Genomic DNA, 25,615 nt, shown 5'->3' on the forward strand with positions numbered 1-25,615 from the left:
GATAGTGATCTGTTATTTGCTTAGCTTTTTATTGGTTTATTCAATGCGTAAAAATGTAGGTAAATATCATGATTACCAATGAACAAATCTGCGATTTACATGGACTATTCTATTATAATTATGGGTGAATATACATAGCCGCGCCGCCGCCCTTAGCTAAATTTATATCGAGTTTGGTTTTATTGGTAACCGTAATGGTTTTGTGAACGTAACTGGTGGCCACCTTATCGGCATCCGCCCCATCGGTATAAATATCTGCCTGATAAGTAACACCTGCCGGGAGAAACGAGAAATCAATTTTGATAGTTCTTGCTGCCCAATCCGTCATGGCGCCTAAGTACCAGTTCTTGTTGTTTCTTTTGGCTATTACTGCATATTCACCCACCTTACCGTCGAGTACTTTAGTTTCCTGGAAAACTGTTGGTACTGCCGAGACATATTTCATAATATCGGGATACTTTTCATACTCTGTTGGCGAATCTGACAGCATAGCGAATGTTTGATCGAAAATAACATACATGGCCAGTTCATGACAACGGGTACCCAATGATGACGGCAAGCCCGGATCAACTGGCTTAAACGTTTCCATTGTAGCATTGCGCATAGAGCCGGGTGTATAATCGAGCGGACCGGCTAACATCCTTGTAAACGGAAATGTTAAATGGTGTTTAGGATTGGCTGTATAATCCCATTTTGAACATTCTTCGCCGCGTACGGCTTCATAATTTACAATATTAGGGTAGGTGCGCTGTAAGCCGGTTGGTTTACTGCAACCATGAAAATTGACCATCAATTGCCGCTTGGCTGCCTCTTTAGCGATCAATTCGAGCCAGCTGATGGCTTCCTGATCGTCGCGGTCGAAGAAATCAACTTTGATACCTACCGCGCCCAGGCTTTTTATAAAATCGAGGTTCTTGCCGAGGTCTTTTAACAGCGGCGATGCCACGCACCATAAAAATACGCCCACATTTTTCTTTTTGGCATAGCTAATTAATTCGCGCATATCTACCCGCGGACTGATCTTGGTTACATCATAATTATTTGACCACCCGGCATCTACCATCAAATACTCCAGTTTGTTTTTTGCGGCAAAATCTACATAGTATTTATACAATACCGTATTGCGGTTAGGCATGCCCGAAGGAATATCAGCACCCGGCAACATGGCATCGTGCCACCATTCCCAGGTTGCCTTGCCCGGTTTTATCCACGCGGTGTTTTTAATTACCGATGGTTTAGATAGCTTGTATATCAGCTCGTTATTCAATAATGTTTTGTCATCATCAGTAGCGATGATCACCCGCCACGGATAGGTTCTGGTGCCTTCTGTTTGCGCGATATAGTTTTTACGTTCTTTTACTACAGATACGAAATCGCCCCAGCTACCCATTACGGTAACTGCCGGGTATGCGGCGAAATTACCTGCAAAATGCTTGCCCTGCTTTTGAATATACATGCCCGGGTAATTGAACAGGTCGGCTTCGGCAACTACTACTTTAATGCCGGATTTATAAGCGAACAGTGCAGGTGTTAAAGCCCTTTTGCCATTCGCGATAGAATCGGTTGATTGATGCTCAATATAAGGCACTTCCCATGCGGTATAGTTATCTGTTTCAGGCAATATGGCCGCTGGTGCTCCTTGCAGGTTAAAATTGGCCTGCTCACTTAATACCTTTACCGAATCTTTTAACGCGGTAATAAAACGATAGGCCACGCCATCATTATAAGCCCGTACTATAAGCGAATACGATCCCGAAAAATCAATAGTTAGCTGATTGTAATGCTCCGCAAGATTTGCAACCTTACCAAAAGGCGGATGAATCACAGTATTTACTGTGCTTGTGACTGTCTTTTTCACTTTTGCATCTTTACCTAAAACCTCCTTATCTAAAGTAAGCGAAATGGCAGACGGCAATAGTATGTTCGTGTTTTTATAAGCCACCGAATAAGTGATGCTATCCTTTACGTTGATACTGATCTTGAAGTTATTATCGGGCGATTTTAGCTGATACGTTTGTGCCGATGCTGTTGTAAAACTTAATAGGCCAACGGCGAATATGAGTATGGTAGAAAGTTTTCTCATATCAGGCCAAATTTGAAATTGATGTATTCGTCATATACTTTATGCTTTTTTAAAACAGGCGAGGGAAATTGAGGGTGGTTTATACTATCCGGATAGTGCTGGCATTCCAGGCAGAGGCCTTCAAACGGCTGGCAGTACCGGTTATTATGGTTGAGGTATTGGCTTGCAAGGTAATCGCCGGTATATAAAAACACACCGGAATAGGAGGTGGTCACTTCCAAAAACCGACCGCTTGTTTCATCAGTCAGCTTGGCGGCGTACCCGTTAGCGGCAATATCATTATCGTTTAGTATATAAAAGGAGTTGATGCCGCTATTCTGCTGTAATATTTCTTTTAAAATATCGCCTTTAAACTCAATTTCAGCTGCAGGCTTTATTTCTCCTGTCGGGATATAATCCTCACCGGCATCTACAATGGTATCGCCGCTGATGGTTAAGCGGTGATCGAGCATGGTTTCGGCTTCCGAAAGATTGAAGTAAGCGTGATTGGTGAAATTTGCTATGGTATCCTGATCGCTCACCGCCGCGTAATGGATGGATAGTTCGTTATCGTCGCTCCATTTATAAGTAACCCTTAAATTCAGGCTTCCGGGGAATCCACCGTCGCCATCATTACTGTGCAGCACCAGTACCAAATGATCGTCCACAATTTCAAAACCGAATACCCGATAATTGAATCCGCTTGACGCGCCATGATTTGAGTTTACGCCATCATTAGCTTCGAGGTGGTAAGTTTGCCCATTAAGTTCAAATTTAGCACCCCCTATACGGTTGGCGAAACGGCCTACGGTTGAGCCGATGTAACATTTATCATCCAGGTAAGCAGCTGCTTCAGCAAAGCCTAATATTACATTGCCTTGGTCGCCATGTTGATCAGGCACCACTACTGATACTAACGTTGCGCCGTAATTGCTTATCTCGGCGTAGGCTCCTGTGCTATTGGTTAGTTTAAATAAATAAAGGTTTTCGCCTTTGTGTGTTCCCCAATCTTTACGGGTAATAGTTGTACTCATATTTTAATAGGCTGAAATTTATTGGCGTGCTAAATGGTATTTAAATATCAATTATTTATTGGGTATTGGTTAGAATGATTGGCCGGGATAAACCTACTTCAAAATAGAAGTTGGTAAAATGGACAAAAATTAAAAATACATGGATTATTTGGATAGTTAAACAAACAGGTTGTAGTCTGCATAAATCGTGCTTTAATTGTTAAATTGTATTTAATCGTATAATCCATTAAAAAAAAGGTATCCTCTATTCTAAAAGGTATTGCACGCAACTAATTTTGGCTTAAATCAATAAACCACGCTGAACAACCTATTATTAAACCAATGCCAAATAAAGCAATGCTAAATCATTCAGGCTTGTTCAGGTAATTAAACAAACACGGTTATAAATTTTTAGCACAGCCATAGTACTTAACATTTCATTGTCAGGATGTTTTGATGGCATTGCCGGGTTTTATAACGTGGTTTAACGATTTAACAGATATTAATATTTAACAAAACACGCGTCCTAAACAATATGCAGTTATTAAAAGATAAAGTTGTTTTTTTAACAGGAGGCACCGAAGGGATAGGTTTTGAATGCGCAAAAGTTTTTCGCGCAGCCGGAGCACAATTATCCATCATAGCCAACTGCCACGAAAGCATAGAACGAGCCAATGAAAAGCTAAACGGCGATGATGTTTTGTACGTTAAGGCTGATGTTTCAAAAGGCGACGAAATAAAAAATGCCATTGAAAAAACGGTAGAGCGTTTCGGTAAAATAAACGTAATACACAATAACGCCGGCATTTCCGATCCCTCAAAGCCATTACACGAAACCACAGAAGAGGAGTGGGGACGCTTATTTGATGTTAATGTAAAAGGTTTATATAATACTACCCGTTACGGCATTAACGAACTGATAAAAACCAAAGGCAACATATTAAGTACAAGTAGCATAACTGCCGAAATTGGGCAGGATATACATGCCGCTTACACAGCCACCAAGGGCGCTATCAATTCGCTTACTAAATCAATGTCGATAGATTACGCGCATTTGGGTATTAGGGTGAACGCTATTGCGCCCGCGGGTGTTTGGACACCTATGCTAAGGAACTGGAGCAGTCAGCAGCCCGACCCATCATCGATAGAGAAATATCTGGATAACATTCATTTGTTGGGCTATTGCCCCGAAGCCGATGTAATTGCCGATGCTTGTTTGTTTTTGATATCGGAACAAGCCCGCTTTATAACAGGCTGCATAATGCCGGTAAGCGCCGGTGCCGAACTCGGTTATCGCACCAATAAATAATACCCCAATCAGCACAAAATACAATGATTAAAAATATACAAGTTAAAGACGTTCGTTTTAAGTTAGATGGTAATGCAGGCAGCGATGCCATACACCGCGACCCCATATACTCTTACGCCGTAACCGAATTGCAGGATGATAGCGGTCTTATAGGTACCGGCCTCGCATTTACATTGGGTGAAGGCAACGACCTGGTTTGCAAAGCAGCGCAGTTTTACGCCGAAAAATTCAGAGGGAAGGATATTGAAGAGGTAATGGGGGATTTTGGCAGTATATTTTTGCAACTGTCAAACGAGCAGCAGTTCCGCTGGCTTGGGCCTCATAAGGGTGTGGTGCATTTGGCGTTGGCATCGGTTACCAATGCCTGTTACGATCTGTGGGCCAAAAAACGGGGTGTACCGCTATGGAAATTACTGATCGATCTGTCGCCCGAGCAAATTGTGAATACGCTTGATCTTTCGTATCTCGAAGACGAGCTTACCCGTGAGCAGGCGATCAGCCTTATTGCAGGGCAGCAGGACGGAAGTTTAGCACGCCAGTCTGTTTTAGAAACCGGTTACCCGGGATATGATACCTCGATTGGCTGGTTCAATTATTCCGACGAAAAAGTGCGAGAGAATTGCCATAAGGCTATTGCCGAGGGTTTTACAGCAATGAAGCTGAAGGTAGGTTCTGCCGATCCTGAAAGGGATATCCGTAGATCGAATATTGTAAGGGAAGTAGCCGGAGATAACGTAAAAGTAATGCTTGATGCCAACCAGCAATGGAACCTGCCGCAAGCCATAGCCATTTGCGGCGAACTGAAGAAGATGAACCCATACTGGATAGAAGAGCCAACGCACCCCGACGACGTACTGGCGCATAAAACACTGGCTGATGCTATTGCCCCGGTAAAGCTGGCATTAGGCGAGCATGTGCCTAACCGGGTAATATTTAAAAACTACCTGCAAACAGGTGCCGCTGGCTTTATACAGGTTGACGCGGTAAGGGTAGGTGGCGTAAGCGAATTTATTACCACCAGTTTATTATGTAAAAAATATGGCGTTCCGGTTGTACCGCACGTAGGCGATATGGGGCAGTTACACCAGCATTTGGTTTTATTTAACCATATAAAACTTGGGCACGAAGCTTTATTTTTAGAGCACATTCCGCATTTGCAAAAACATTTTGTAAACCCGGTAAAGATTGAGAATGGGGTTTACATTACGCCGCAGGTACCCGGCAGCAGTTGCGATTTTAAATAATATACAGCATTTAATAAAATGATAGGTTCTCTTGATATTACTATAAGTGCCTTATACATACTGGGTATAGTGCTGGTGGGTTTGTGGGCCGGTATAAGGCACCAAAGTAAAACCAAAAACAAGACCAATGCCGCGGGCGAATATTTTTTGGCGGGTAAAACGCTTCGCTGGCCGATGATAGGCTTGGCACTTTTCGCTACCAATATATCTTGTGTGCATTTGGTGAGTTTGGCGCAAAGCGGTTTCGATACTGGCTTGCTTAACGGCAATTTTGAGTGGATGGCATCGTTCACGCTGATATTGCTATCGCTGTTCTTTGTGCCTTTCTACATCAAATCAGGCGTAGCAACGCTGCCCGATTTCCTCGAGAAACGATACGACCGTTCAAGCCGCGATTGGCTGGCTATCGTATCGGTGGTATCGGCTGTCATTATTCATATCTCGTTCTCGCTATTGGCCGGCGGCATTGTGTTGCAAACATTGTTTGGGGTGGATATGTATACGAGTGTGATCATCATTTCTATCCTTACCGCTATATATACAGTGGTGGGCGGTTTAACCGCGGTGGTAGTGACCGAATCGATACAAACCATTGTGCTTTTAAGCGGCGCGGTGATCATGAGCGTGGTGGCCTATAACAAAATGGGCGGCTGGGAGCCAATGGTTGAGGTGCTTAAAAACAGCGGACAAATGGATAAATTATCTATGATGCGCCCGCATGGCGATAGCAGCGGCATACCGTGGTATTCCATATTTTTAGGTTACCCGGTGCTGGGTATATGGTACTGGTGTGCCGATCAAACCATTGTGCAGCGTGTATTGGGTGCAAAAGATGAGAACCATGCCCGTGTGGGGCCGCTGTTTTGCGGCTTTATTAAAATACTACCCGTATTTATTTTTGTATTACCGGGCCTGTTCGCTTACACATTATCAAAAAGCGGTCATTTAGATATATCAGCGTTAACCAATGTGCAGGCAGGTAAAGAGGTAGTGAACAGTAAAGGTATCTACACATTGATGATCATCCAATTAATCCCGAAAGGATTGATCGGGGTACTGGTTGCCGCGTTGTTATCAGGCTTAATGAGCCAGATCTCGGGCGCGTTAAACTCCATCTCAACCATGGTGAGCTACGATATTTACAAACGCTACAAACCCGATGCTACAGATAAAAGCCTGGTGAAAACAGGTAAGATCTCAGCAGGTGTAGCCATGATATTATCGCTGTTGTTACTGCCTCTGCTGAATAGTTACGAAAGCATTTTCAATGGACTGAACGACATTATAGCGCACATAGCCCCTCCAATAACCTGCGTGTTTTTATTAGGTGTATTTTGGAGTAAGGCATCGGCACAATCATCAAAATTAACCTTATGGATAGGTTCGGCAATCGGGGTGGCAGTGTTCACGGTGAGTAAGTTATATCCTGATACCCTTATTGGTCATGTGCCCTTTATGATGATGGCATTTTACCTGTTCTGCGTTTGTGTACTGTTGCAGGTTAGCTTCTCGTACATATACCCGGTACGGCACACTGCCGAAAGCGAGAACCTGTATTGGAAATCACCGTTCGAATCATTTAAAACTCCGGGATGGAGCGGCATAGGGAATTATAAGCTATTGTCCATCGTGCTGCTGCTTATCATGTCGGCACTGTTTTGGATCTTCAGATAAATTTTATGAAACAAACACGCTTAACATTATTAAATATTATCGCGCTAATTATTATTTGCGTTGCAATATCGTGTACAAATACGGAGCTAACGTCATCTGAAGCGCCTGCTAAGCCTCAGCGTTTCGGCATGGTGACGGGCCTTAAACCCGAAAAATTGGAATATTACAAAAAGCTGCATGCCAATGCCTGGCCCGGTGTATTGAAAAAAATTAAGGAATGTAATATTCAAAACTATTCCATCTACCTGCAAAAAATAGATGGTAAGTATTTCTTGTTTAGCTATTTTGAATACACAGGGGCCGATTTTAAAGCCGACATGAAGAAAATGGCGGCCGACAGCACCACGCAAAAATGGTGGAAAGAAACCGCCCCTGCACAAATACCATTACCAGAGGCCGCCGCCAAAGGCGAAACATGGGCAAACATGGAAGAGGTATTTCATACCAATTGAACCATACCCATACAATGATGCATTATTTGCTCATTAAACATACTTCAAATATGTATGATGGGGCTTGTTTTGTCTATTAAAGTCCATCTCGTTGAAATTGTCGTTGTTTAAATGGTATTATTTTGATTAAAAACTTACCATCTTAATAAAATAAGGTGTGTTCAAATTCGAAAAATAAAAAAGGAATTAAATAATCGAATAGTCCATTATAATAAAAGAATACACCATTTATAGCCGTATCAGCTTACTATACATTTGTTTCATAAGCCAAATAATTTTTTAGATATAAAACCAAGCTTTCATTAATGAAAATGAAGGTGCAATAAAAGTGCATCCCTGTATCTTTTTGATTATAAACTATTTATAACTAATTATTAAACCATTTTATGAAGCAAATTTACGAATTAAGTAAACGCCTCCTGGTGTTAAAAATTCCAAACAAGTATGCAGCCGTTTTTTGCCGGTTACTGTTCTTGTTAATTGTGTTTGGATGCTGTGACAGCACATTTGCGCAAAATCAAACAAAAATTACCATAACGGGTACAGTGGTTGATACCCTTGGCGTAACGGTAATTGGTGCCAACGTTGGCCCCGCCGACAAAAAAGGCCAAAGCACATCAACCGACGCGAACGGTAAATTTGTGCTTGATGTAGAGCCCGGTACCTTGCTAAAGATAACCTATGTAGGTTATACCGATAAAACCTTTACCGCATCGGCCAGCCAACGCTCGGTACGCATCGTTTTAAAAGAATCAACCAATACACTGGCCGACGAAGTGGTAATTACCGCTTACAGCCGTAAGCAAACCCGCGAAGCCATTGTAGGTTCTGTTACCACAGTTAAGCCCGGCAACTTAAAAATACCTGCAAGTAACTTAACCAACGCGCTGGCAGGGCAGGTGGCCGGTGTTATCGCTTATCAGCCAAGCGGCCAGCCTGGGCAGGATAATTCAAACTTCTTCATTCGTGGTGTAACTACTTTCGGTTATAAAAAAGACCCGCTTATTTTGATTGATAACGTTGAGCTTACCGCTACGGATTTAGCCCGTTTACAGGTTGACGACATAGAGAGCTTTTCGATATTAAAGGATGCAAGTGCTACCGCATTATACGGTGCACGTGGTGGTAACGGTGTTATTTTAGTAAAAACCAAAGAGGGTAAAGCAGGCAAGCCACAGATCAATGTAAGGTTAGAGAACTCGCTTTCTCAATCGGTAAAAACGCTTGACCTGGCCGATCCGATCACTTACATGAGGCTTTTCAACGAAGCTACCGTAACCCGCGATCCGCTGGCTATCCGTCCGTTCACCGAAAATAAAATATTAAATACCCAGGCAACTTTAAACAACGCGCCGGGCAGTAACCCATACGTTTATCCGGCGGTCGACTGGCTAGATATGCTCTTCAAAAAACGCACGTCTACCCAACGTGGTAACTTAAACCTTCAGGGTGGTGGCGGCGTAGCACGCTATTATGTTGCCGGTTCGTACACTAACGATAACGGTATTTTACGTACCGATATCCGTAACAATAACAACAACAACGTTAAGTTCCAAAATTATCAGTTGCGTTCTAACGTAAACATTAACGTTACCGATAAAACAGAGTTGATCATCCGTTTATCGGGTACTTTCAACGAGTATAACGGTCCGCAAACACCTGATGGTGGTTTCTCAACCGACCTTTATAACCTGGCATCACATACCAGTCCGGTATTGTTCCCGGCATTTTACGAGCCCGATGCAGCTAATCAGAATGTGCAGCACATATTATTCGGTAATACGCCGGGTGTAAGTACTGGGTCAACCGAAAATATTAACCCTTACGCGTACTTGCTGCAAGGCCACAAAAACTCATCAGAATCGAGGATGCTGGCTCAACTGGAGTTAAATCAAAACCTTGATTTTATTACTTCGGGTCTTAACTTCCACGGTATATTCAGCACCAACAGGCATGCAAGCTTCCAGTCTTCTACTTATTATAGCCCGTTTTATTATAATATTGATACGTACGATAAGCTTTCAAATACCTATGTGCTTAAATGGTTAAACAACCAGCCCGGCCAGGCGCAGGAATACCTTTCCTACTATCCCGGTGCCAGCGTATTGGATAACTTCATTTACTTTCAGGGCGTATTAGATTATGCCAAAACATTTGGTAAAGATCATAACATCAGCAGTGCGTTGATCGGTACACGCCAGCAAACGCTTTATGCCAATGCCAACAGTTTATTTAACGCTTTGCCTTTCCGTAACCTTACACTGGCAGGTCGCGCTACCTACTCATACAAAAGCAGGTATTATTTAGAGTTCAACTTTGGCTATAACGGTTCAGAGCGTTTCTCTTCGCAGCACCGTTACGGTTTCTTCCCAACCATTGGTGGTTCTTGGATCGTGTCTGAAGAGAAATTCTGGGGTGACCTTTCTCAAGTAGTCGACCGCTTTAAATTGAGAGCCAGCTACGGTTTAGTAGGTAACGATGCCATTAGCGACAGGAGGTTCTTCTACCTGTCCGACGTAAATCTTAACGGCGGTGCAGGCTCATCATTTGGTAGCAGCAATGGTTACAGCCGCAATGGTGTTACCATACGTAACTATCAAAACGATGACGTAACCTGGGAAACCTCAAAACAGATCAACTTGGGCGTAGAGTTTACTTTGTTCAAGAACTTTAACGTAGTTGCAGAGGTATACAAAAACAACAAATACAATATTTTACAAAACCGTAGCTTCAGCAGTATACCAAGCACTACTGGTTTAGAGGCCGCTATTGCAGCTAACATCGGTAAAGCTGAATCAAAAGGTATTGATATTCAAATTGATGGTAAAAGGCAAATAGGCAAAACCGGCTTTATATCGGCACGCGGTAACTTTACTTATACCGAAAATAAGTATACCAAATTTGAGGAGCCCGATTATCCCGAAGCTTATCGTCATTTAACCGGTCAGGCCATTAACCGCAATTTCGGTTATGTAGCCGAGCGTTTATTTGTTGATGATGAAGAAGCCCGTAACTCGCCTACACAGATCTTCAGTACAGGTGGTATCGCTCCAATGGGTGGTGACATCAAATACCGCGATTTAAATAATGATGGTAAAATTGACGGCGCCGATCAAACATTTTTAGGTAACCCTTATATTCCGCAAATTGTGTATGGTTTTGGTGTATCAGCCGGATACAAAGGTTTTGATATATCAGCGTTCTTCCAGGGACAGGCTAAGGTATCTTTCTTTATAGACCCTGCACGTACCAGTCCGTTCATCAAAAGCCCTGATTCATATTATACCGGTAATACCCAGCTATTGCAGGATTATGCCGACAATCACTGGTCGGAAGATAATCAAAACCTGTATGCCATGTACCCAAGGTTAGGTGCCAACGGCGCGCAAATTGAAAATAACAGGCAAACAAGTACCTGGTGGATGCGCGACGGTAGCTTTATTCGTCTGAAATCGGCCGAGATAGGTTACAGTTTAACCGCGACAGCTGCTAAAGTTTTAGGCCTAAGAACCGCGCGTATATATGTTAACGGCTTGAACCTTATTACCTGGAGCCCTTTCAAAATGTGGGATCCGGAATTGGGCGGTAATGGCTTCGCATACCCTATACAAAAAGTGTTTAACATGGGTATAAACGTGGGTATATAACATTAACTGATAAATATTTAGATATGAAATCGTACTATAAATATATATACATGATAGTTATCGCTGTAACAAGCGTATCGTGTAAAAAGTACCTTGATGTTACGCCTGATAACGTAGGTACTATTGATTATGCATTCAGGAACAGGAACGAAGCCGAAAATTACTTATTCACCTGCTACAATACTTTGCAAAATTTCGCGGGTACGCAAAACGATCCGGGTTTTACTACCTCGGGCGAGGTGATATTCCCGAATAACCTTACCGATAACCAAGGTGTTGATCCAACCGGCTTTAACATTATTAGAGGTACTCAAACCACTCAAAATGTAGGTTTGAACTATTGGGATGGCGAAAATGGTGGTCAAAAAATATTTGTTGCATTAAGAAGATGCAACACCATGCTGGAGAACATTGACAAACCTATTGACCTTACCGTAGGCGAAAAAGCCAGATGGATTGCAGAGGTTAAATTTTTGAAAGCCTACTATAATTACTTTTTGTACCGCATGTATGGTCCTATTCCTATTATGGATAAAAACCTGCCTGTAACCAGTCAGCCTGAAGATTTAAAGGTGAAACGCGCCCCGGCAGATTCTGTAGTGAATTATATAGTAAGGCTTATTGATGAAGCAGTGCCTGATCTGCCACCATTCATTCAAAACCAAACCCAGGAACTGGGCCGTATTACAAGGACTATAGCACTTAGTGTAAAAGCCGAAGTGTTGGCAACAGCTGCAAGCCCGTTATTTAATGGCAACCCTGATTTTGTAGGATTAAAAAATAAAGACGGTGAAGCATTATTTAGCCCTACTTATGATGCCACAAAATGGGACAGGGCTGCAATTGCCTGCAACGAGGCTATACAAAATGCTGAAGCTAATGGTTATCGTTTGCATACGTTGCTTACGTCAGCATCAATCCCTCAAAACTTAACCGACTCATTAAAGAAAGTATTAAACCTGCAAACTACTGTTACCGATAAATGGGAAACCAACCCGGAGATAATATGGGCGTTAAACCCAACCTTCGGCTTCGGCAACCAGGAATATTTTATGCCAAGGTTAACGTCAGACGCGGCTAAAAACCTGATTGCTCAGGGTACACTGGCAGCGCCTATAAGCCAGCAGGAGTTGTATTATACTGAAAATGGCGTACCAATTAATGAGGATAAAAACTGGGATTATAATGGGCGCTACAATTTGCAAACAGGTGATGATGCTAACAGGTTCTACATCCACAACGGTTATCAAACTGTAAAAGCACACTTTCACCGCGAGGCTCGTTTTTATGCCGATCTTGCTTTTGATGGTGGTGTTTGGTATGGTAATGGCATTTTGGGCAACGGTGAAAACGCGTTATGGGTATCAGCCCGAAGCAGTTCGTCATTTGCCGGCCCTAAAGATAATATCCGTATTAACGTAACAGGGTACTGGCCTAAAAAACTAGTTAATTACTTAACGGTATACGATAAAACCATGACCTGGGAGGATTTTCGCTTGCCTCGCATCAGGTTAGCAGGCATGTACCTGCTATATGCCGAAATACTGAACGAACAAGGCAGGCCTTATGCTGAGGTATTAAGCTATGTTGACAGGGTTAGGGCTCGTGCAGGTTTAACAGGTGTTGAAGAGGCCTGGACTAACTTCTCAAGAACGCCAACTAAATTCACCACTAAAGATGGCTTACGCCAGATCATTCACCAGGAAAGAAGAATAGAACTTTGTTTTGAGAAACAAGCAGGTTGGGATTTGCGCCGTTGGAAAGAATTGCAAACTGCCATGAGCAGGCCATTGCAAGGTTGGAACGTGGCAGAAGAATCACCAATAAACTACTATCGCCCGCGTACTATTGTAACACCGGTTTTCAATACACGGAATTACCTGTGGCCAATTAAAGCCGACGCGCTGATAGTAAATACTAACCTTGTTCAAAATCCGAATTGGTAACCTGTTATCCAATTAATAATTGTGAGATTATGAAAAATATTAAAAATTACTCATTACAGGTACTAATAGGCTTGCTAATGATTGGCATAGCTTCATGTAAGCGAAACGATGGTTACAACACCGGGCCTATATCAAATGATGGTACAAAACCGGGCGTGGTAACCAATATTAAGGTAGATAACTTTAACGGTGGTGCCAATATCACCTATGACCTGCCGAACTCCGACAATATTTTGTACGTGTTGGCTAAGTATCATATTAATGATAAAGCATCACGCGAAACAAAATCATCATACTACAAAGATACCGTTGTGGTAAATGGCTTTAAGGCCTCGCAAGATTATGATGTAACATTGTATACGGTTAGTCGCGCCAATGTAATGTCTGATCCTATTACGGTAAAGGTTCACCCCGAAACCCCGGTTTATCAACTGGTGCGCCCAAGCGTAGCTATTACGCCCGATTTTGGTGGTGTTAACGTAAAAGCGCTTAATCCGCTACGTAAAGAGATAGGTATTATAGTAGTGGCTTATGATGATGTAACCAAAACACTGGAAGTGCAGGATCAGCATTTTACCAAAACCGATACCATTGATTATTCCTTACGTGGTTATAATACAGATGCCCGCGATTTCGGAGTTTACGTTACCGACCAATGGGGAAATATTTCTGATACACTTAAAGCAAACCTGAATCCTCTTTTTGAAGAAATGCTTGATAAAAGTAAGTTCTTCAACTTTCCGTTACCAACAGACGCGCCGTTATATTCGGGCGGTGGTTGGATAGTTAGAAACCTTTGGGATGGCAATACCGGCGAACCGGGCTGGCATACAGATGGTTCTACTCCGCCGTTTACCTGCACATTTGGTGTAGGCCCAACTTATAAATTAAGTCGTTTTGTAATGTGGGAAAGATCGGGTACCTGGTCTTATGGCCATGGTAACCCACGCGATTTTAGTATATGGGGTTCAAATGCTAACTCACCTGCCGATGCCAGGTTGCCGTTGCAAGCTCCGGTAGGTGCTGTTGTGGGCGATTGGATCAATATGGCTAATTATCATTTTCCTGATCCGCCGTCTGGTTTCCCGCCTACAGCTATAACACCTGCCGATATCGATTTTGTAACCAAGGGTGTAAACTTCAATGTGCCGTTTAATGCGCCATCGGTTAAGTTCATCCGTGTTTCGGTAGCCAGAACATGGTCGGGTGGCGATTTCGCGCATATTTTGGAATTCTCCTTCTATGGCAAACCGGAATAAGTTTTTGAACTATTAAAATCAGCAAAAAATGAAAAAGATCATATATATCATATTTAGTTGCCTGGCGCTTGCTGCTGTGTACAGCTGTAATAAGCAGGTGACCGATTTTAAGGAATTTTATAACGACCACGAAATTGTATATACAGGTGCAGTAGGTAATGTAACCACCCACCCAGGCAATTTACGTGTAGAATTGAAATGGAAATCGAGCACCGACCCAAGTATCACAAAGTATGTGGTGTACTGGAACAACAGGGCCGATTCGCAAGTGGTTAATATCACTGCTAAAACTGATAGCGTTAGCACTATCATCAATGGCCTTAACGAATTTGTTTACTCATTTGTAATTTACTCTCAGGATGGTAAGGGTAACCGGTCAATATCCAAAGAAGTAAATAACGTTAAGGTTTATGGCCCAATTTACAACAGTACACTGTTAAACAGGGCTTATGATGGCAATACCCCTTTTGTTAATTTAACAACAGGTGCGGTGCGTTTAAACTTTACTAATGCAGATACTATCAATATTGCTACCGAAATACGATACACTAAAACTTCCGGAGAAAATGTAACGCTCAATTTAAGCGGCGATAGTTCGAGCATCTTACTACCCGATTTTAAATACGGTACTGATGTTACTTATAAATCATCATACATACCGGAGCGCTCGTCAATAGATGTTTTCCAGGTGGCCGATTATAGTACCTATCCTACAATCTTCAGGTTGGTACAGTGCCCTAAATCATTATTTAAAGCGATAAGCCTGCCTAATGATGTACATGCCGATTTTGGTACCAGTCTCGAAAAAATGTGGGATGGTAGCGTAGGTCCGCAAGGCTATCCTAATATCTTTCACTCCAATGAAGCAAGGTTGCCGCATCATTTCACCTTTGATTTGGGCGCAGTATACAATTACCTGGCCCAAGTTGAAGAAACCGGCAGAGATCAATCGCATAATCCGCTTGATTTTGAAATATGGGGTATAGCTACAGATAATATCAATGCCGCGGCTACAAATTTACCATCAACCGATGCCGGCTGGAAAGATGAAATGGTAGCCAAAGGCTGGACGTTGCTTAAAGAAGTTGTAAGAACGGATGACGGAAAGGCGGCATATAAAACTGACTTGTTAAGCAGTCCTCATCCCGTACGTTATATAAGGATTCGTGTTAAAACAAACTTCTCCGGCGAAAACTACAGCAATATCAGCGAGTTTACCTTCTGGAATAGAGAATAAAACAATTGAATAACATTAGCCCGGCCAATCACCGGGTTAATGTTTTATAATAGCATCTGTTATGAAAAAATATTTATTAGCCATATTCCTGTTATCTGTATTAAGTACAAGCTTTGGGCAGGCACAGCTTAAAACACCCAAGGCGGTTATGGATAAGTTTATGGATCATCGCTTTGGCATGTTCATCCACTTTGGGCCGGTAACTTTGCGCGGTACCGAAATAGGGTGGAGCAGAAACGAACAGGTTCCAGGCGATGATTATGATAACCTGTACAAAGAGTTTAACCCGGTACTGTTTAATGCTGATGAATGGGTAAAAACGGCGAAAGATGCCGGTATGAAATACCTTACCATCACCAGCAAGCACCACGATGGTTTCTGCCTGTGGCCTACCGCTTATTCTGATTATAACATTACCAAATCGCCATTTAAGCGCGATATAGTTGGCGAACTGGCCAAAGCCTGTAAAAAGCAGGGGATTGTATTCTGCATATACTTTACCGTGCTCGACTGGCATGATGCCGATTACCCCGAACACCGCAATGCTAAAGAGCCTAAAGTAAAAGGCGACATGAAAGCGTTTGTAGGTCGTATGAAAAACGAACTGACGGAAGTCATCACTAAATACCACCCGGCAATGCTTTGGTTTGATGGCTATTGGGAAGAGCCTTGGAAAAATGAATACGGCCGCGAAGTGTATAACCACATTAAAAGCCTTGATGTAAATATTGTGGTGAATAACCGCTTAGGCAAGGATCCAAATACACTTTCGGGCGATGGCGCGGTAGGGGATTACCTCACTCCGGAGCAACAAATTGGCAAGCTGAACATGGTTGAACCCTGGGAAACCTGCATGACTATATGTAACCAATGGAGCTGGAAACCTAACGACGGTATGAAATCGGCGAAAGAATGTATACAAACCTTGGCTAAAACCGCCAGCGGCAATGGTAACCTGTTGTTCAATGTTGGCCCCATGATGGATGGCCGTATTGAACAGCGGCAAATTAACCGTTTAAAAGAAATGGGTGATTGGTTAAAAGTATATGGTTCTGCTATTTACAGTACGAAGGGCGGCCCTTATGTACCTAATGATATTTACGGCACTACACGTAAAGGGAATAAAATATTTGTTCACCTCTTTAAAAAAGAAGGCAATATGCTTACCTTGCCGGCCTTAAAGGAAGCCGTTATTAAAAAAGCAACCTTTATGAATGGCACCGTATTGAGCTTCAAACAAGGCGCTACAGTAACCATTGATCTGCCGGATAATTTACCTGATGCAAACAGTAATGTTATTGTGCTGGAATTGGATAAAAACGCTGAAAGCCTGCCGGTGGTTACAACCTCATAATTTTGTAATCAACACTTTATAAATATATAACCGTATAATAATTTAATGTTCAACTTACAAAACAAACATGCCGTTATTACCGGCGGAGGTAGTGGTATAGGCAGGGCAATATCTGTTCTGTTTGCCAAGCAGGGCGCTACAGTGCACATCATCGAATTAAACAAAGCCGCGGCCGAGCAAACTGTTGCCGAAATTGAGGAGGCCGGTTCAAAGGCTTTTTCTTATGAGGCCGATATCAGCAAGCAAGAGCAGGTATTAGCCGTTTTCGCGGAAATTGGTAAGGTAGATATCCTGGTAAATAACGCGGGCATAGCACATGTTGGTAATCTCGAAAATACTACGGAGGCCGATCTTGACCGTCTGTATAATGTAAATGTGAAGGGCGCGTACAACGCGTTATATGCTGTCATCCCGGTGATGAAAGCTAACGGCGGCGGCGTTGTGCTAAATATGGCATCGATTGCATCGTCGGTAGGCATCAGCGACAGGTTTGCTTACTCCATGACAAAAGGCGCTATTTATGCCATGAGCCTTTCCGTGGCACGCGATTATATTAACGATAATATCCGTTGCAATACCATTTCGCCGGCACGTGTACATACACCGTTTGTTGACGGTTTTATCGCCAAGAACTACGCCGGTAAAGAAGCCGAAATATTTGAAAAACTATCAAAAAGCCAACCGATAGGCCGTATGGGCAAGCCCGAGGAAGTAGCAGCGCTGGCATTATACCTTTGCTCTGACGAGGCCGGTTTTATTACCGGTACAGATTACCCTATCGATGGCGGGTTTATCAAACTGAACAACTAATTTCCATATACCACAATACAAATACTTCATGAAACTGATAAGATACGGACAGCCGGGTAAAGAGAAAACCGGTGTGATTATAGATGATATAAAATATGATACATCTGCCTTTGGCGAAGATTACAACGAAGCTTTTTTTGAAAATGATGGCCTTGCCCGTTTACAGCAATATGTAGATGAGCACAATGCAGCGTTAACTGTAATTGCTGACGCTGAAAGATTAGGCTCACCGGTAGCGCGCCCATCTAAAATTGTATGTATCGGTTTAAACTACCGCGATCATGCCGAAGAAACCAATGCGCCGATTCCATCAGAACCGGTGATCTTTTTTAAATCGACCACCGCGCTGGTTGGCCCTAATGATGATATTACTATCCCTAAAAATTCGGTTAAAACCGATTGGGAAGTGGAGCTGGCTATCGTTATCGGCAAAAAAGCATCTTATGTTGAAGAAGCGGAAGCGTTAGACTATGTAGCAGGTTATTGCCTGCATAATGATGTATCTGAACGTGAGTTTCAGTTAGAGCGTAACGGTACATGGGATAAAGGTAAGGGCTGTGATACTTTTGCGCCGGTTGGTCCGTTTTTGGCCACTAAAGAAGAAATAGCCGATGTGCACAACCTGCGTTTATGGCTAACCGTTAATGGCGAAACCATGCAGAATGGCTCAACCTCTAACTTTATATTCAACGTGCCTTATCTGATCCACTACGTAAGCCAGTTTATGACCTTGCTTCCGGGTGATATTATTTCTACCGGTACACCGGCAGGTGTTGGTTTGGGCTTTAAACCTCCGGTATACTTAAAACCCGGCGACGTGGTTGAGTTAGGCATTGACGGATTAGGCACTTCAAAGCAAACGTTGATAGCTTATGCTAAAAATTGATTCGCATCAGCATTTCTGGATATATGACCCGGTAAAAGATGCCTGGATAACCGACGACATGAGTGTTATTCAAAGGGACTTTTTACCTGACAACCTCGCGCCTTTATTACAATACAATCATATAAGTGGTTGCGTAGCTATACAAGCCGATCAATCTGACAAGGAGAGCGATTTTTTGCTTGGACTTGCAAAGGATAGCCACATAATAAGAGGTGTAGTAGGCTGGGTTGATTTTCAGGCTGATGATATTGAATCGCGTTTAGAGCATTACAGCCGGTTTCCGAAATTGAAAGGTTTCCGGCATGTTTTACAAGCCGAGCCCGATGTTCGGTTTATGCTTGGCGCCAAATTTATGCACGGTATCTCGCTGCTTAAAAAGTACGATTTTACTTACGATATTTTAATAAAGCCGCAACATTTACAGGCAGCCGCCGAGTTTGTTGCGGCTTTCCCCGAACAACGCTTCGTTATTGATCATTTGGCAAAACCGCTGATCAAAGATGGCCTGATAGACGAATGGCAGGAGGGTATAGGAAGGTTGGCCAAATTTCCGAATGTATATTGCAAGGTATCTGGTTTTGTAACCGAGGCCGACTGGCACAGCTGGCAGGCCGCCGATTTTATACCTTATTTTGATATAGTTTTTAACTCATTTGGTTTAAAGCGGGTAATGTTTGGTTCCGACTGGCCGGTTAATGTCCTGGCAGGCGGATATAACCGGGCATTAAAGGTACTTACCGATTACACAGCTAAGTTTACAGAAACAGAGCAAGCACAATTCTGGGGGCAAAACGCAATGGACTTTTATCGTCTTTAAAAAACCGATAATCCATGTTTTTGATGAAAGAAGGCAGCTATCTTTACCAATTACTATGAAGGTCGGATTATTTATTCCTTGTTATATTGATCAGTTTTATCCCAAGGTAGGTATAGCAACATTGCAACTATTAGAGAAGCTTGGGGTTGATGTGGATTATCCTCAAAACCAAACTTGCTGCGGGCAGCCCATGGCCAATTCGGGCTATGAGCATTTAACAAAAGGCACTAACGAATTATTCATTAACAACTTTAGCGGGTACGATTATATCGTCTCTCCGTCAGGGAGTTGTGCTTTGCATATCAAAGATCACCTGCACTCTGATAAACAGCATGCCGCGGGCGAAACCATCAGAAAAAGGATATATGAGCTTACCGAGTTTTTAACCGATGTGCTGCATGTAAAGGAATTGAAAGCAAACTTTCCGTACAGGGTTGGCCTGCACCAAAGCTGCCACGGGCAACGCGGTTTGAAAATATCGCAAATGACGGAATTAACTGCCGAGCCTTTTTCAAAACCGGGCACGCTTTTAAGCATGGTGAACGGGATACAAATGGTAAACTTAAGCCGTAACGACGAATGCTGTGGCTTTGGTGGTACATTTTGTGTTACCGAAGAAGCCGTATCGGTAAAGATGGGAAAAGACCGTGTTGCCGATCATATACAACACGATGCCGAGTACATTACAGCGGCAGATATGTCGTGCCTGATGCACATGGAAGGGATACTTAAACGTGGCAAAAGCCCGGTTAAAGTGATACATATTGCCGAAATTTTAAATGCCGAATAAGGATGAGTGAGATAAAAGACCATGCAGCCTTATCAGAGGTTTTTAATAAGGATGAAGACCGCGTTAACTGGCACGACGAAACCCTTTGGTTTATACGCGAAAAACGCGACCGTGCCTCACATGGCATAGCAGATTGGGAATTATTGCGCGAAACGGCTTCGTTAATAAAGCATAATGTGCTCTCAAACATGCACAAATACTTGGTGCAGTTTGAGGCGAACGCGCAGGCAAATGGCATAACCGTACATTGGGCTGCCAATGCTGCCGAGCATAACGAAATTGTGTTATCCTTACTTAAAGAGAAGGAGGTAACACGCATGGTGAAAAGCAAATCGATGCTTACCGAGGAGTGCCACCTGAATGATTACCTGCAAAAGCATGGGGTAGAGGTGATCGACTCCGATTTGGGTGAGCGCATTGTACAATTGGCCAATGAACCGCCAAGCCATATCGTGCTGCCCTGCATCCACAAAAAGAAAGAAGAAATAGGCGATATATTCCACAAGCATTTGGGTACACCGGCAGGTATGTCTGATCCGCAGGTACTTACTGAAACAGCACGAATCCACTTGCGTGAAACTTTCCTTACGCGTAAGGCGGCTTTAACAGGTGTAAACTTCGCTATTGCCGAAACCGGCGAGTTTGTGGTTTGTACTAATGAGGGTAATGCCGACATGGGGGCGCACCTGGCCGATATACATATTGCCAGTATGGGGTTCGAAAAGCTGATACCCAAACGTGAAAATTTGGGCGTGTTTCTACGCTTGCTTACCCGCAGCGCTACCGGGCAGCCTATTACCACCTATTCCAGCCACTTTAAAAAACCGAGGCCGGGACAGGAAATGCATATTGTTATTGTAGATAACGGCCGCAGTGTGCAATTGGGGCGTGAAGATTTCCGCAATTCGCTGAAGTGTATCCGTTGTGGAGCCTGCATGAATACTTGTCCGGTTTATCGCCGGAGTGGCGGGCATAGCTACCATACAGCGGTAGCAGGTCCAATAGGTTCTATATTGGCGCCTAACCTGGATATGGAAAAATATTCCGATCTGCCGTTTGCTTCAACACTATGTGGTTCATGCTCAAACGTATGCCCGGTTAAGATTGATATCCACGATCAGCTGTACAAATGGCGACAGGTAATTGTAAAAAACGGTTACAGCAGCAAGCAAAAAAGCCTGGGGATGAAAGCCATGACGTTTACACTGTCATCATCATTTGTATTTAAAACAGCAGGTAAGGCCGGGCGACTGGTAATGAAATACGCGCCTTTTGCCGTAAGTAATAAACTGAACCCATGGTACAAACAGCGCGATATGCCCGAACCACCGGCAGAATCGTTTGGGGAATGGTATAAAAAGAACAGAAAATAACAGTGAACAGCAGAGATAAGATACTACAGGATATTCTAAAAAATCAGCCGGAACCTACCATATTACCCGAAGGTGTAATATTCGGTTTTGCCGATGCCGATCCGGTTTCAAAGTTTATTACGACAGCCCAAACTATTGGCGCAAAGGTATACGAGGTAAACCAGCTTGAAGAAATAGCCCCGCAAATAGCCGAATTATTTGATAAAGAAGGACGCATAGTTAGCGTAGTTGAAGGTGTAAATATCGGCGAGCCCTATGCCGCCGCTGTACCGCATACATTTGAAGATGTAAACGTAGCTATAATAAGAGGGCATTTTGGTGTTGCCGAAAATGGCGCTATATGGGTAACCGAGGATGTATTAGGCCATAGGGCTTTGCCTTTCATTTGCCAGCATTTAGTACTCATTATAGAGAAAAGCAAAATAGTACGGTTGATGCAGGATGCTTATGAAATCATAGCCGACAGTGATTATGGCTACAGCGCTTTTATTGCCGGGCCATCAAAAACTGCCGATATCGAGCAATCGCTGGTTATAGGCGCGCATGGGCCAAGGAGCTTAAGTATCTTCCTTTTACCATAAAATTATCGCTTGGCCGTTAACCGATATTGCTCGGGCGATGTACCCATGAATTTCTTGAAGATCCGCGAAAAATAATAAGGATCGTCATACCCGAGTTCCATGGCTACATTTTTGATCTTGGTTTCATCCGAATACAATAGTTGGCAGGCCTTCTGCATTTTCAGGTGGATGAAGTAATCAATAGGGGGCATCCCGGTCGATTTTCGGAACAGGATAGAAAAATAGGAACTGGAAAGGTTATGCTGCTTCGCCATATCCTCTACTGTTAATTTCTTATCCAAATTGGCGCGCATGTGCACAATGGTAAGCGTAATTACATCGGTGCTTTCATCTTTAGCCACTGTAATATGGCTCTCGGGGAATAGAAAGGTAGCTATGAAATTATACAGGCAAAAATTGGCATTGCACAGGTTTTCAATACTATAACCCATCTCCAGACACTGAAATATATTGTGCCATATATCAATTGCTTTATTATTAAAGGGGATACTTACAGGTCCCTTATGCGCATCTAAATTAAGAAAACTGTTAAAGCCATTCATGTTATCCCCGCTGAAATGTACCCAGTAAATAGTCCATGGATCGTCGCTATCAGCCCAATAGCGTATATATTTATCGGTGGCGGGTATAAAAACATATTGGTTGGCTACTACTTCATAGCGCTTATCATCCAATATGTAATGGCCCTTACCTTGCAGACAGTAAAAGAAAATATTGTCCTCACAGCCCTTGCGCCGTTCACGGTAATGAAAGTGTGCCCGGGGGAAATATCCTATGTGCGTAATGAAAATTTGAAAGAAAGAAGGATCTCTTTTCGACACATCCTTCCAAACCTTTTGCGGTATACTGATGAACTTTTCACCCTCAAACCCATCTCTTCTTTTTAAAACAACATTGCTCATCAAGAATATAGTAACAATATGTAACAATAATAGGATACTCCATTACAGGGTTTACGGCTGTATGGCAATGCTATATTAAAAAAATTAAACGGCAAATCAAATTTTGTCATACATATTGATAAAATGAATTAATACAAAGTATAAATCACTTAATTTATGCTTGCGGTAATGTTATAATTTCGTTGGTGAAATAAGTAGAACAGCATTATCCATCTAATTTAAAGGTTAATCCATTTTAGATAGAATAGTACAGTAATATTTTTATCAAACCGAATATAGCCATTTTAAAATCCTGATCAATGATCATCAAGTTCAAGTATTTAGTAATATTTATTGCTGCGTTATCTTTTTGTGTAAAAGCTAAAGCACAAACCACCACCGGTAAATGGAACGGGTTTGAGCAGGTAAATTTTACTATCGGTGCTCATAAAGCTTACTATGTAAAACCTGCAAAGCCACTGCCGGGTAACCCGTGGGTATGGCGCGCTTCGTTTGCCGACTGGCATATCGAAATGGATACTATGTTGTTGTCGCGAGGATTTTATATTGCCTATGTGAGTGTAGATGATCAATACGGCAGCCCGTATGCTATGCAGGTTTGGGATAAATTCTATCAGTATCTTACTAAAAATATTGCTTTGGCACCAAAAACCAGTTTAGAGGCCGTAAGCCGTGGGGGTCTTTACGCTCTAAACTGGGCCAAGCGAAATCCGGATAAGGTGAACTGTATTTATGCCGAAACCCCTGTTTACGATTTTAAAAGCTGGCCGGGCAATAAAGGCAAGGGTCCCGGCGATACCACCTTATGGAAACAGCTGAAACAGGTTTATAACTTTACCGAGCAACAAGCTATCAGTTATAAGGATAACCCGATTGATAACCTCGAAGGGCTGGCATCTTTTAAGGTACCGGTAATGAATGTGATCGGTTTGGATGATAAACTGGCGCCGCCTGCCGAGAATAGTTTGCTCTTTGCAGAGCGATATATCGCTTTAGGTGGCCCGGTTGCTACGTACCCGGTTACCGAAGGCCCGCAGGAATTAAGCGGGCACCATTTTCCATTGAAACATGCTAAGGAGTTTGCCGATTTTATTTATTACAACTCATACCCGGTAAAATCTGTACTGCCTTATAATAAATACTATACCGTGCGCGGCGGCTTGCCTAATTTTTATAACGCGGTAACTGTTCGTAAACAAGCTACTGTTGGTTTCCTGGGCGGATCGATCACATTTAACCCGGGATGGCGCGATAAAGTTTGCGCCTTTCTGAAAGAGAATTATCCGCAGACGGATTTTCATTTTATTGCCGCTGGGATACCCTCATTAGGCAGCCTGGCGCATACGTTCAGGGTGCAGCGTGATATATTGGATTCGGGCAAGGTAGACTTGCTCTTTGTTGAGGCCGCGGTGAACGATAGGGGCAACCTTACCGATAGCCTTACCCAGGTGCGCGATCTGGAGGGGATAGTACGCCAGGCAAAAAAGAGCAACCCAATGATGGAAGTGATCCTGATGTCGCTGGCTGATGGTGATAAAACCGGGGATTACACCAAAGGCATCACACCCATAGAAATTAAGAACCACGAACTGGTGGCAACACATTACAACTCGCCGTCTATCAACTTAGGCAGGGAGGTGTACGAAAAAATAAAGAACAACGAATTTAACTGGAACGACGATTTTAAAGATATCCACCCGGCTCATTTTGGGCAGGAGCTATACTTCGCCACCATAAAAGATCTGCTCTTCGCCGCTTTTAAAGAAGCTGCTGACTCAAAACACAAACCAACTGCTGCCAAACTGCCGGCTTTATTAAACAAAGCCAGCTTTGAAAACGGCACTTACTACAATATTACCAATGCCCAAACTGATAAAACCTGGACACTCGATAAAAACTGGGATCCGAAAGATGGACTGTCTACCCGTCCCGGTTATATCAATGTGCCCGTGTTGTACTCAACCCAGGCAGGTGGTACGTTAACCTTGCCTTTTACTGGTACCGCAGTAGGTATGGCCATAGCATCAGGACCTGATGAAGGCATTGTGTCGTACACTATTGATGGTAAAACTTACAAAGATATCGACCTTTTTACGCCTTACAGTACCTGGCTGCATATACCAACCTACCTGCTTTTCGAGGGCGATTTAAAAAGAGGAAAGCACACTTTAATATTAAAGATCACTCCAAATAAAAACAATGCAAGCAATGGCACAGCCTGCCACATTGTTTACTTTTTGGTAAACAAATAACCACAAC

At 42.9% G+C, this 25,615-nt stretch carries 19 protein-coding genes; 16 read left to right on the top strand and 3 right to left on the bottom strand.

Translation table 11 applies throughout. From position 1 onward, the window contains the following. Positions 1–118: 118 nt before the first annotated feature. Positions 119–2,083: a glycoside hydrolase family 97 protein gene (locus ABD894_RS00225; protein ID WP_345208955.1), complete on the bottom strand. Its 1,965-nt coding sequence runs from the start codon at positions 2,081–2,083 to the stop codon at positions 119–121. Then, complete coding sequence (locus ABD894_RS00230; protein ID WP_345208956.1) at positions 2,080–3,096, bottom strand: aldose epimerase family protein; 1,017 nt, start codon at positions 3,094–3,096, stop codon at positions 2,080–2,082. The genes ABD894_RS00225 and ABD894_RS00230 overlap by 4 nt, the downstream gene beginning before the upstream one ends. Positions 3,097–3,610: 514 nt before the next feature. Here ABD894_RS00230 and ABD894_RS00235 point away from each other — a divergent pair. From ABD894_RS00235 to ABD894_RS00305, 15 genes are all read left to right on the top strand, one after another. Then, complete coding sequence (locus tag ABD894_RS00235; protein WP_345208957.1) at positions 3,611–4,384, top strand: SDR family NAD(P)-dependent oxidoreductase; 774 nt, start codon at positions 3,611–3,613, stop codon at positions 4,382–4,384. Between the two features lie 23 nt (positions 4,385–4,407). Continuing rightward, on the top strand, positions 4,408–5,628 hold the full coding sequence (locus ABD894_RS00240; protein WP_345208958.1) for an enolase C-terminal domain-like protein: 1,221 nt from the start codon (positions 4,408–4,410) through the stop codon (positions 5,626–5,628). Positions 5,629–5,646: 18 nt separating this feature from the next. Beyond that, on the top strand, positions 5,647–7,302 hold the full coding sequence (locus ABD894_RS00245; RefSeq protein WP_345208959.1) for a sodium:solute symporter: 1,656 nt from the start codon (positions 5,647–5,649) through the stop codon (positions 7,300–7,302). Between the two features lie 5 nt (positions 7,303–7,307). Then, entirely contained in the window at positions 7,308–7,754 is a 447-nt protein-coding gene (locus tag ABD894_RS00250; protein WP_345208960.1) for an L-rhamnose mutarotase, read from the top strand. A 386-nt stretch (positions 7,755–8,140) separates the two neighbouring features. After that, a complete protein-coding gene (locus ABD894_RS00255) occupies positions 8,141–11,401 on the top strand; it encodes a SusC/RagA family TonB-linked outer membrane protein (protein ID WP_345208961.1) in 3,261 nt (1,086 codons plus the stop codon). Positions 11,402–11,451: 50 nt separating this feature from the next. Further along, the gene (locus tag ABD894_RS00260; RefSeq protein ID WP_345208962.1) at positions 11,452–13,347 is read left to right on the top strand and encodes a RagB/SusD family nutrient uptake outer membrane protein; all 1,896 of its coding nucleotides are present in this window, start codon (positions 11,452–11,454) and stop codon (positions 13,345–13,347) included. Positions 13,348–13,376: 29 nt separating this feature from the next. Next, positions 13,377–14,606 carry a DUF4959 domain-containing protein gene (locus ABD894_RS00265; protein ID WP_345208963.1) on the top strand — a complete coding sequence of 410 codons (1,230 nt, stop codon included), beginning with the start codon at positions 13,377–13,379 and terminating at the stop codon, positions 14,604–14,606. 28 nt (positions 14,607–14,634) lie between these two features. Next, positions 14,635–15,843 (top strand): DUF4998 domain-containing protein, encoded by a 1,209-nt coding sequence (locus ABD894_RS00270; RefSeq protein ID WP_345208964.1) that lies wholly within the window; start codon positions 14,635–14,637, stop codon positions 15,841–15,843. Positions 15,844–15,904: 61 nt separating this feature from the next. Further along, a complete protein-coding gene (locus tag ABD894_RS00275) occupies positions 15,905–17,197 on the top strand; it encodes an alpha-L-fucosidase (protein ID WP_345208965.1) in 1,293 nt (430 codons plus the stop codon). A gap of 45 nt (positions 17,198–17,242) precedes the next feature. Beyond that, entirely contained in the window at positions 17,243–18,007 is a 765-nt protein-coding gene (locus tag ABD894_RS00280) for an SDR family NAD(P)-dependent oxidoreductase (RefSeq protein ID WP_345208966.1), read from the top strand. Positions 18,008–18,035: 28 nt separating this feature from the next. Then, complete coding sequence (locus ABD894_RS00285) at positions 18,036–18,893, top strand: fumarylacetoacetate hydrolase family protein (RefSeq protein WP_345208967.1); 858 nt, start codon at positions 18,036–18,038, stop codon at positions 18,891–18,893. Further along, entirely contained in the window at positions 18,880–19,710 is an 831-nt protein-coding gene (locus ABD894_RS00290) for an amidohydrolase family protein (protein ID WP_345208968.1), read from the top strand. Before ABD894_RS00285 ends, ABD894_RS00290 begins: the two co-directional genes overlap by 14 nt. A 55-nt stretch (positions 19,711–19,765) precedes the next feature. Continuing rightward, the gene (locus ABD894_RS00295) at positions 19,766–20,500 is read left to right on the top strand and encodes a (Fe-S)-binding protein (protein WP_345208969.1); all 735 of its coding nucleotides are present in this window, start codon (positions 19,766–19,768) and stop codon (positions 20,498–20,500) included. Positions 20,501–20,502: 2 nt separating this feature from the next. Then, positions 20,503–21,873, top strand: coding sequence for a lactate utilization protein B (locus ABD894_RS00300; protein ID WP_345208970.1), 1,371 nt, complete (start codon positions 20,503–20,505; stop codon positions 21,871–21,873). 2 nt (positions 21,874–21,875) lie between these two features. Next, positions 21,876–22,454: a LutC/YkgG family protein gene (locus ABD894_RS00305; protein WP_345208971.1), complete on the top strand. Its 579-nt coding sequence runs from the start codon at positions 21,876–21,878 to the stop codon at positions 22,452–22,454. Positions 22,455–22,456: 2 nt separating this feature from the next. Here ABD894_RS00305 and ABD894_RS00310 read toward each other — a convergent pair whose 3' ends face one another. After that, a complete protein-coding gene (locus ABD894_RS00310) occupies positions 22,457–23,356 on the bottom strand; it encodes an AraC family transcriptional regulator (protein ID WP_345208972.1) in 900 nt (299 codons plus the stop codon). A 299-nt stretch (positions 23,357–23,655) separates the two neighbouring features. On the opposite strand from ABD894_RS00310, the gene ABD894_RS00315 reads away from it, so the two are divergent. Further along, the gene (locus ABD894_RS00315; protein ID WP_345208973.1) at positions 23,656–25,608 is read left to right on the top strand and encodes an SGNH/GDSL hydrolase family protein; all 1,953 of its coding nucleotides are present in this window, start codon (positions 23,656–23,658) and stop codon (positions 25,606–25,608) included. The last annotated feature ends 7 nt before the right edge of the window (positions 25,609–25,615 follow it).

Source organism: Mucilaginibacter gynuensis (assembly GCF_039541195.1).
Taxonomy (GTDB): Bacteria; Bacteroidota; Bacteroidia; order Sphingobacteriales; family Sphingobacteriaceae; genus Mucilaginibacter; species Mucilaginibacter gynuensis.

Coding starts and splice junctions, on each gene's coding strand:
- ABD894_RS00225 (WP_345208955.1), bottom strand. CDS start 2,083: ATGAGAAAACTTTCTACCATACTCATATTCGCCGTTGGCCTATTAAGT.
- ABD894_RS00230 (WP_345208956.1), bottom strand. CDS start 3,096: ATGAGTACAACTATTACCCGTAAAGATTGGGGAACACACAAAGGCGAA.
- ABD894_RS00235 (WP_345208957.1), top strand. CDS start 3,611: ATGCAGTTATTAAAAGATAAAGTTGTTTTTTTAACAGGAGGCACCGAA.
- ABD894_RS00240 (WP_345208958.1), top strand. CDS start 4,408: ATGATTAAAAATATACAAGTTAAAGACGTTCGTTTTAAGTTAGATGGT.
- ABD894_RS00245 (WP_345208959.1), top strand. CDS start 5,647: ATGATAGGTTCTCTTGATATTACTATAAGTGCCTTATACATACTGGGT.
- ABD894_RS00250 (WP_345208960.1), top strand. CDS start 7,308: ATGAAACAAACACGCTTAACATTATTAAATATTATCGCGCTAATTATT.
- ABD894_RS00255 (WP_345208961.1), top strand. CDS start 8,141: ATGAAGCAAATTTACGAATTAAGTAAACGCCTCCTGGTGTTAAAAATT.
- ABD894_RS00260 (WP_345208962.1), top strand. CDS start 11,452: ATGATAGTTATCGCTGTAACAAGCGTATCGTGTAAAAAGTACCTTGAT.
- ABD894_RS00265 (WP_345208963.1), top strand. CDS start 13,377: ATGAAAAATATTAAAAATTACTCATTACAGGTACTAATAGGCTTGCTA.
- ABD894_RS00270 (WP_345208964.1), top strand. CDS start 14,635: ATGAAAAAGATCATATATATCATATTTAGTTGCCTGGCGCTTGCTGCT.
- ABD894_RS00275 (WP_345208965.1), top strand. CDS start 15,905: ATGAAAAAATATTTATTAGCCATATTCCTGTTATCTGTATTAAGTACA.
- ABD894_RS00280 (WP_345208966.1), top strand. CDS start 17,243: ATGTTCAACTTACAAAACAAACATGCCGTTATTACCGGCGGAGGTAGT.
- ABD894_RS00285 (WP_345208967.1), top strand. CDS start 18,036: ATGAAACTGATAAGATACGGACAGCCGGGTAAAGAGAAAACCGGTGTG.
- ABD894_RS00290 (WP_345208968.1), top strand. CDS start 18,880: ATGCTAAAAATTGATTCGCATCAGCATTTCTGGATATATGACCCGGTA.
- ABD894_RS00295 (WP_345208969.1), top strand. CDS start 19,766: ATGAAGGTCGGATTATTTATTCCTTGTTATATTGATCAGTTTTATCCC.
- ABD894_RS00300 (WP_345208970.1), top strand. CDS start 20,503: ATGAGTGAGATAAAAGACCATGCAGCCTTATCAGAGGTTTTTAATAAG.
- ABD894_RS00310 (WP_345208972.1), bottom strand. CDS start 23,356: ATGAGCAATGTTGTTTTAAAAAGAAGAGATGGGTTTGAGGGTGAAAAG.
- ABD894_RS00315 (WP_345208973.1), top strand. CDS start 23,656: ATGATCATCAAGTTCAAGTATTTAGTAATATTTATTGCTGCGTTATCT.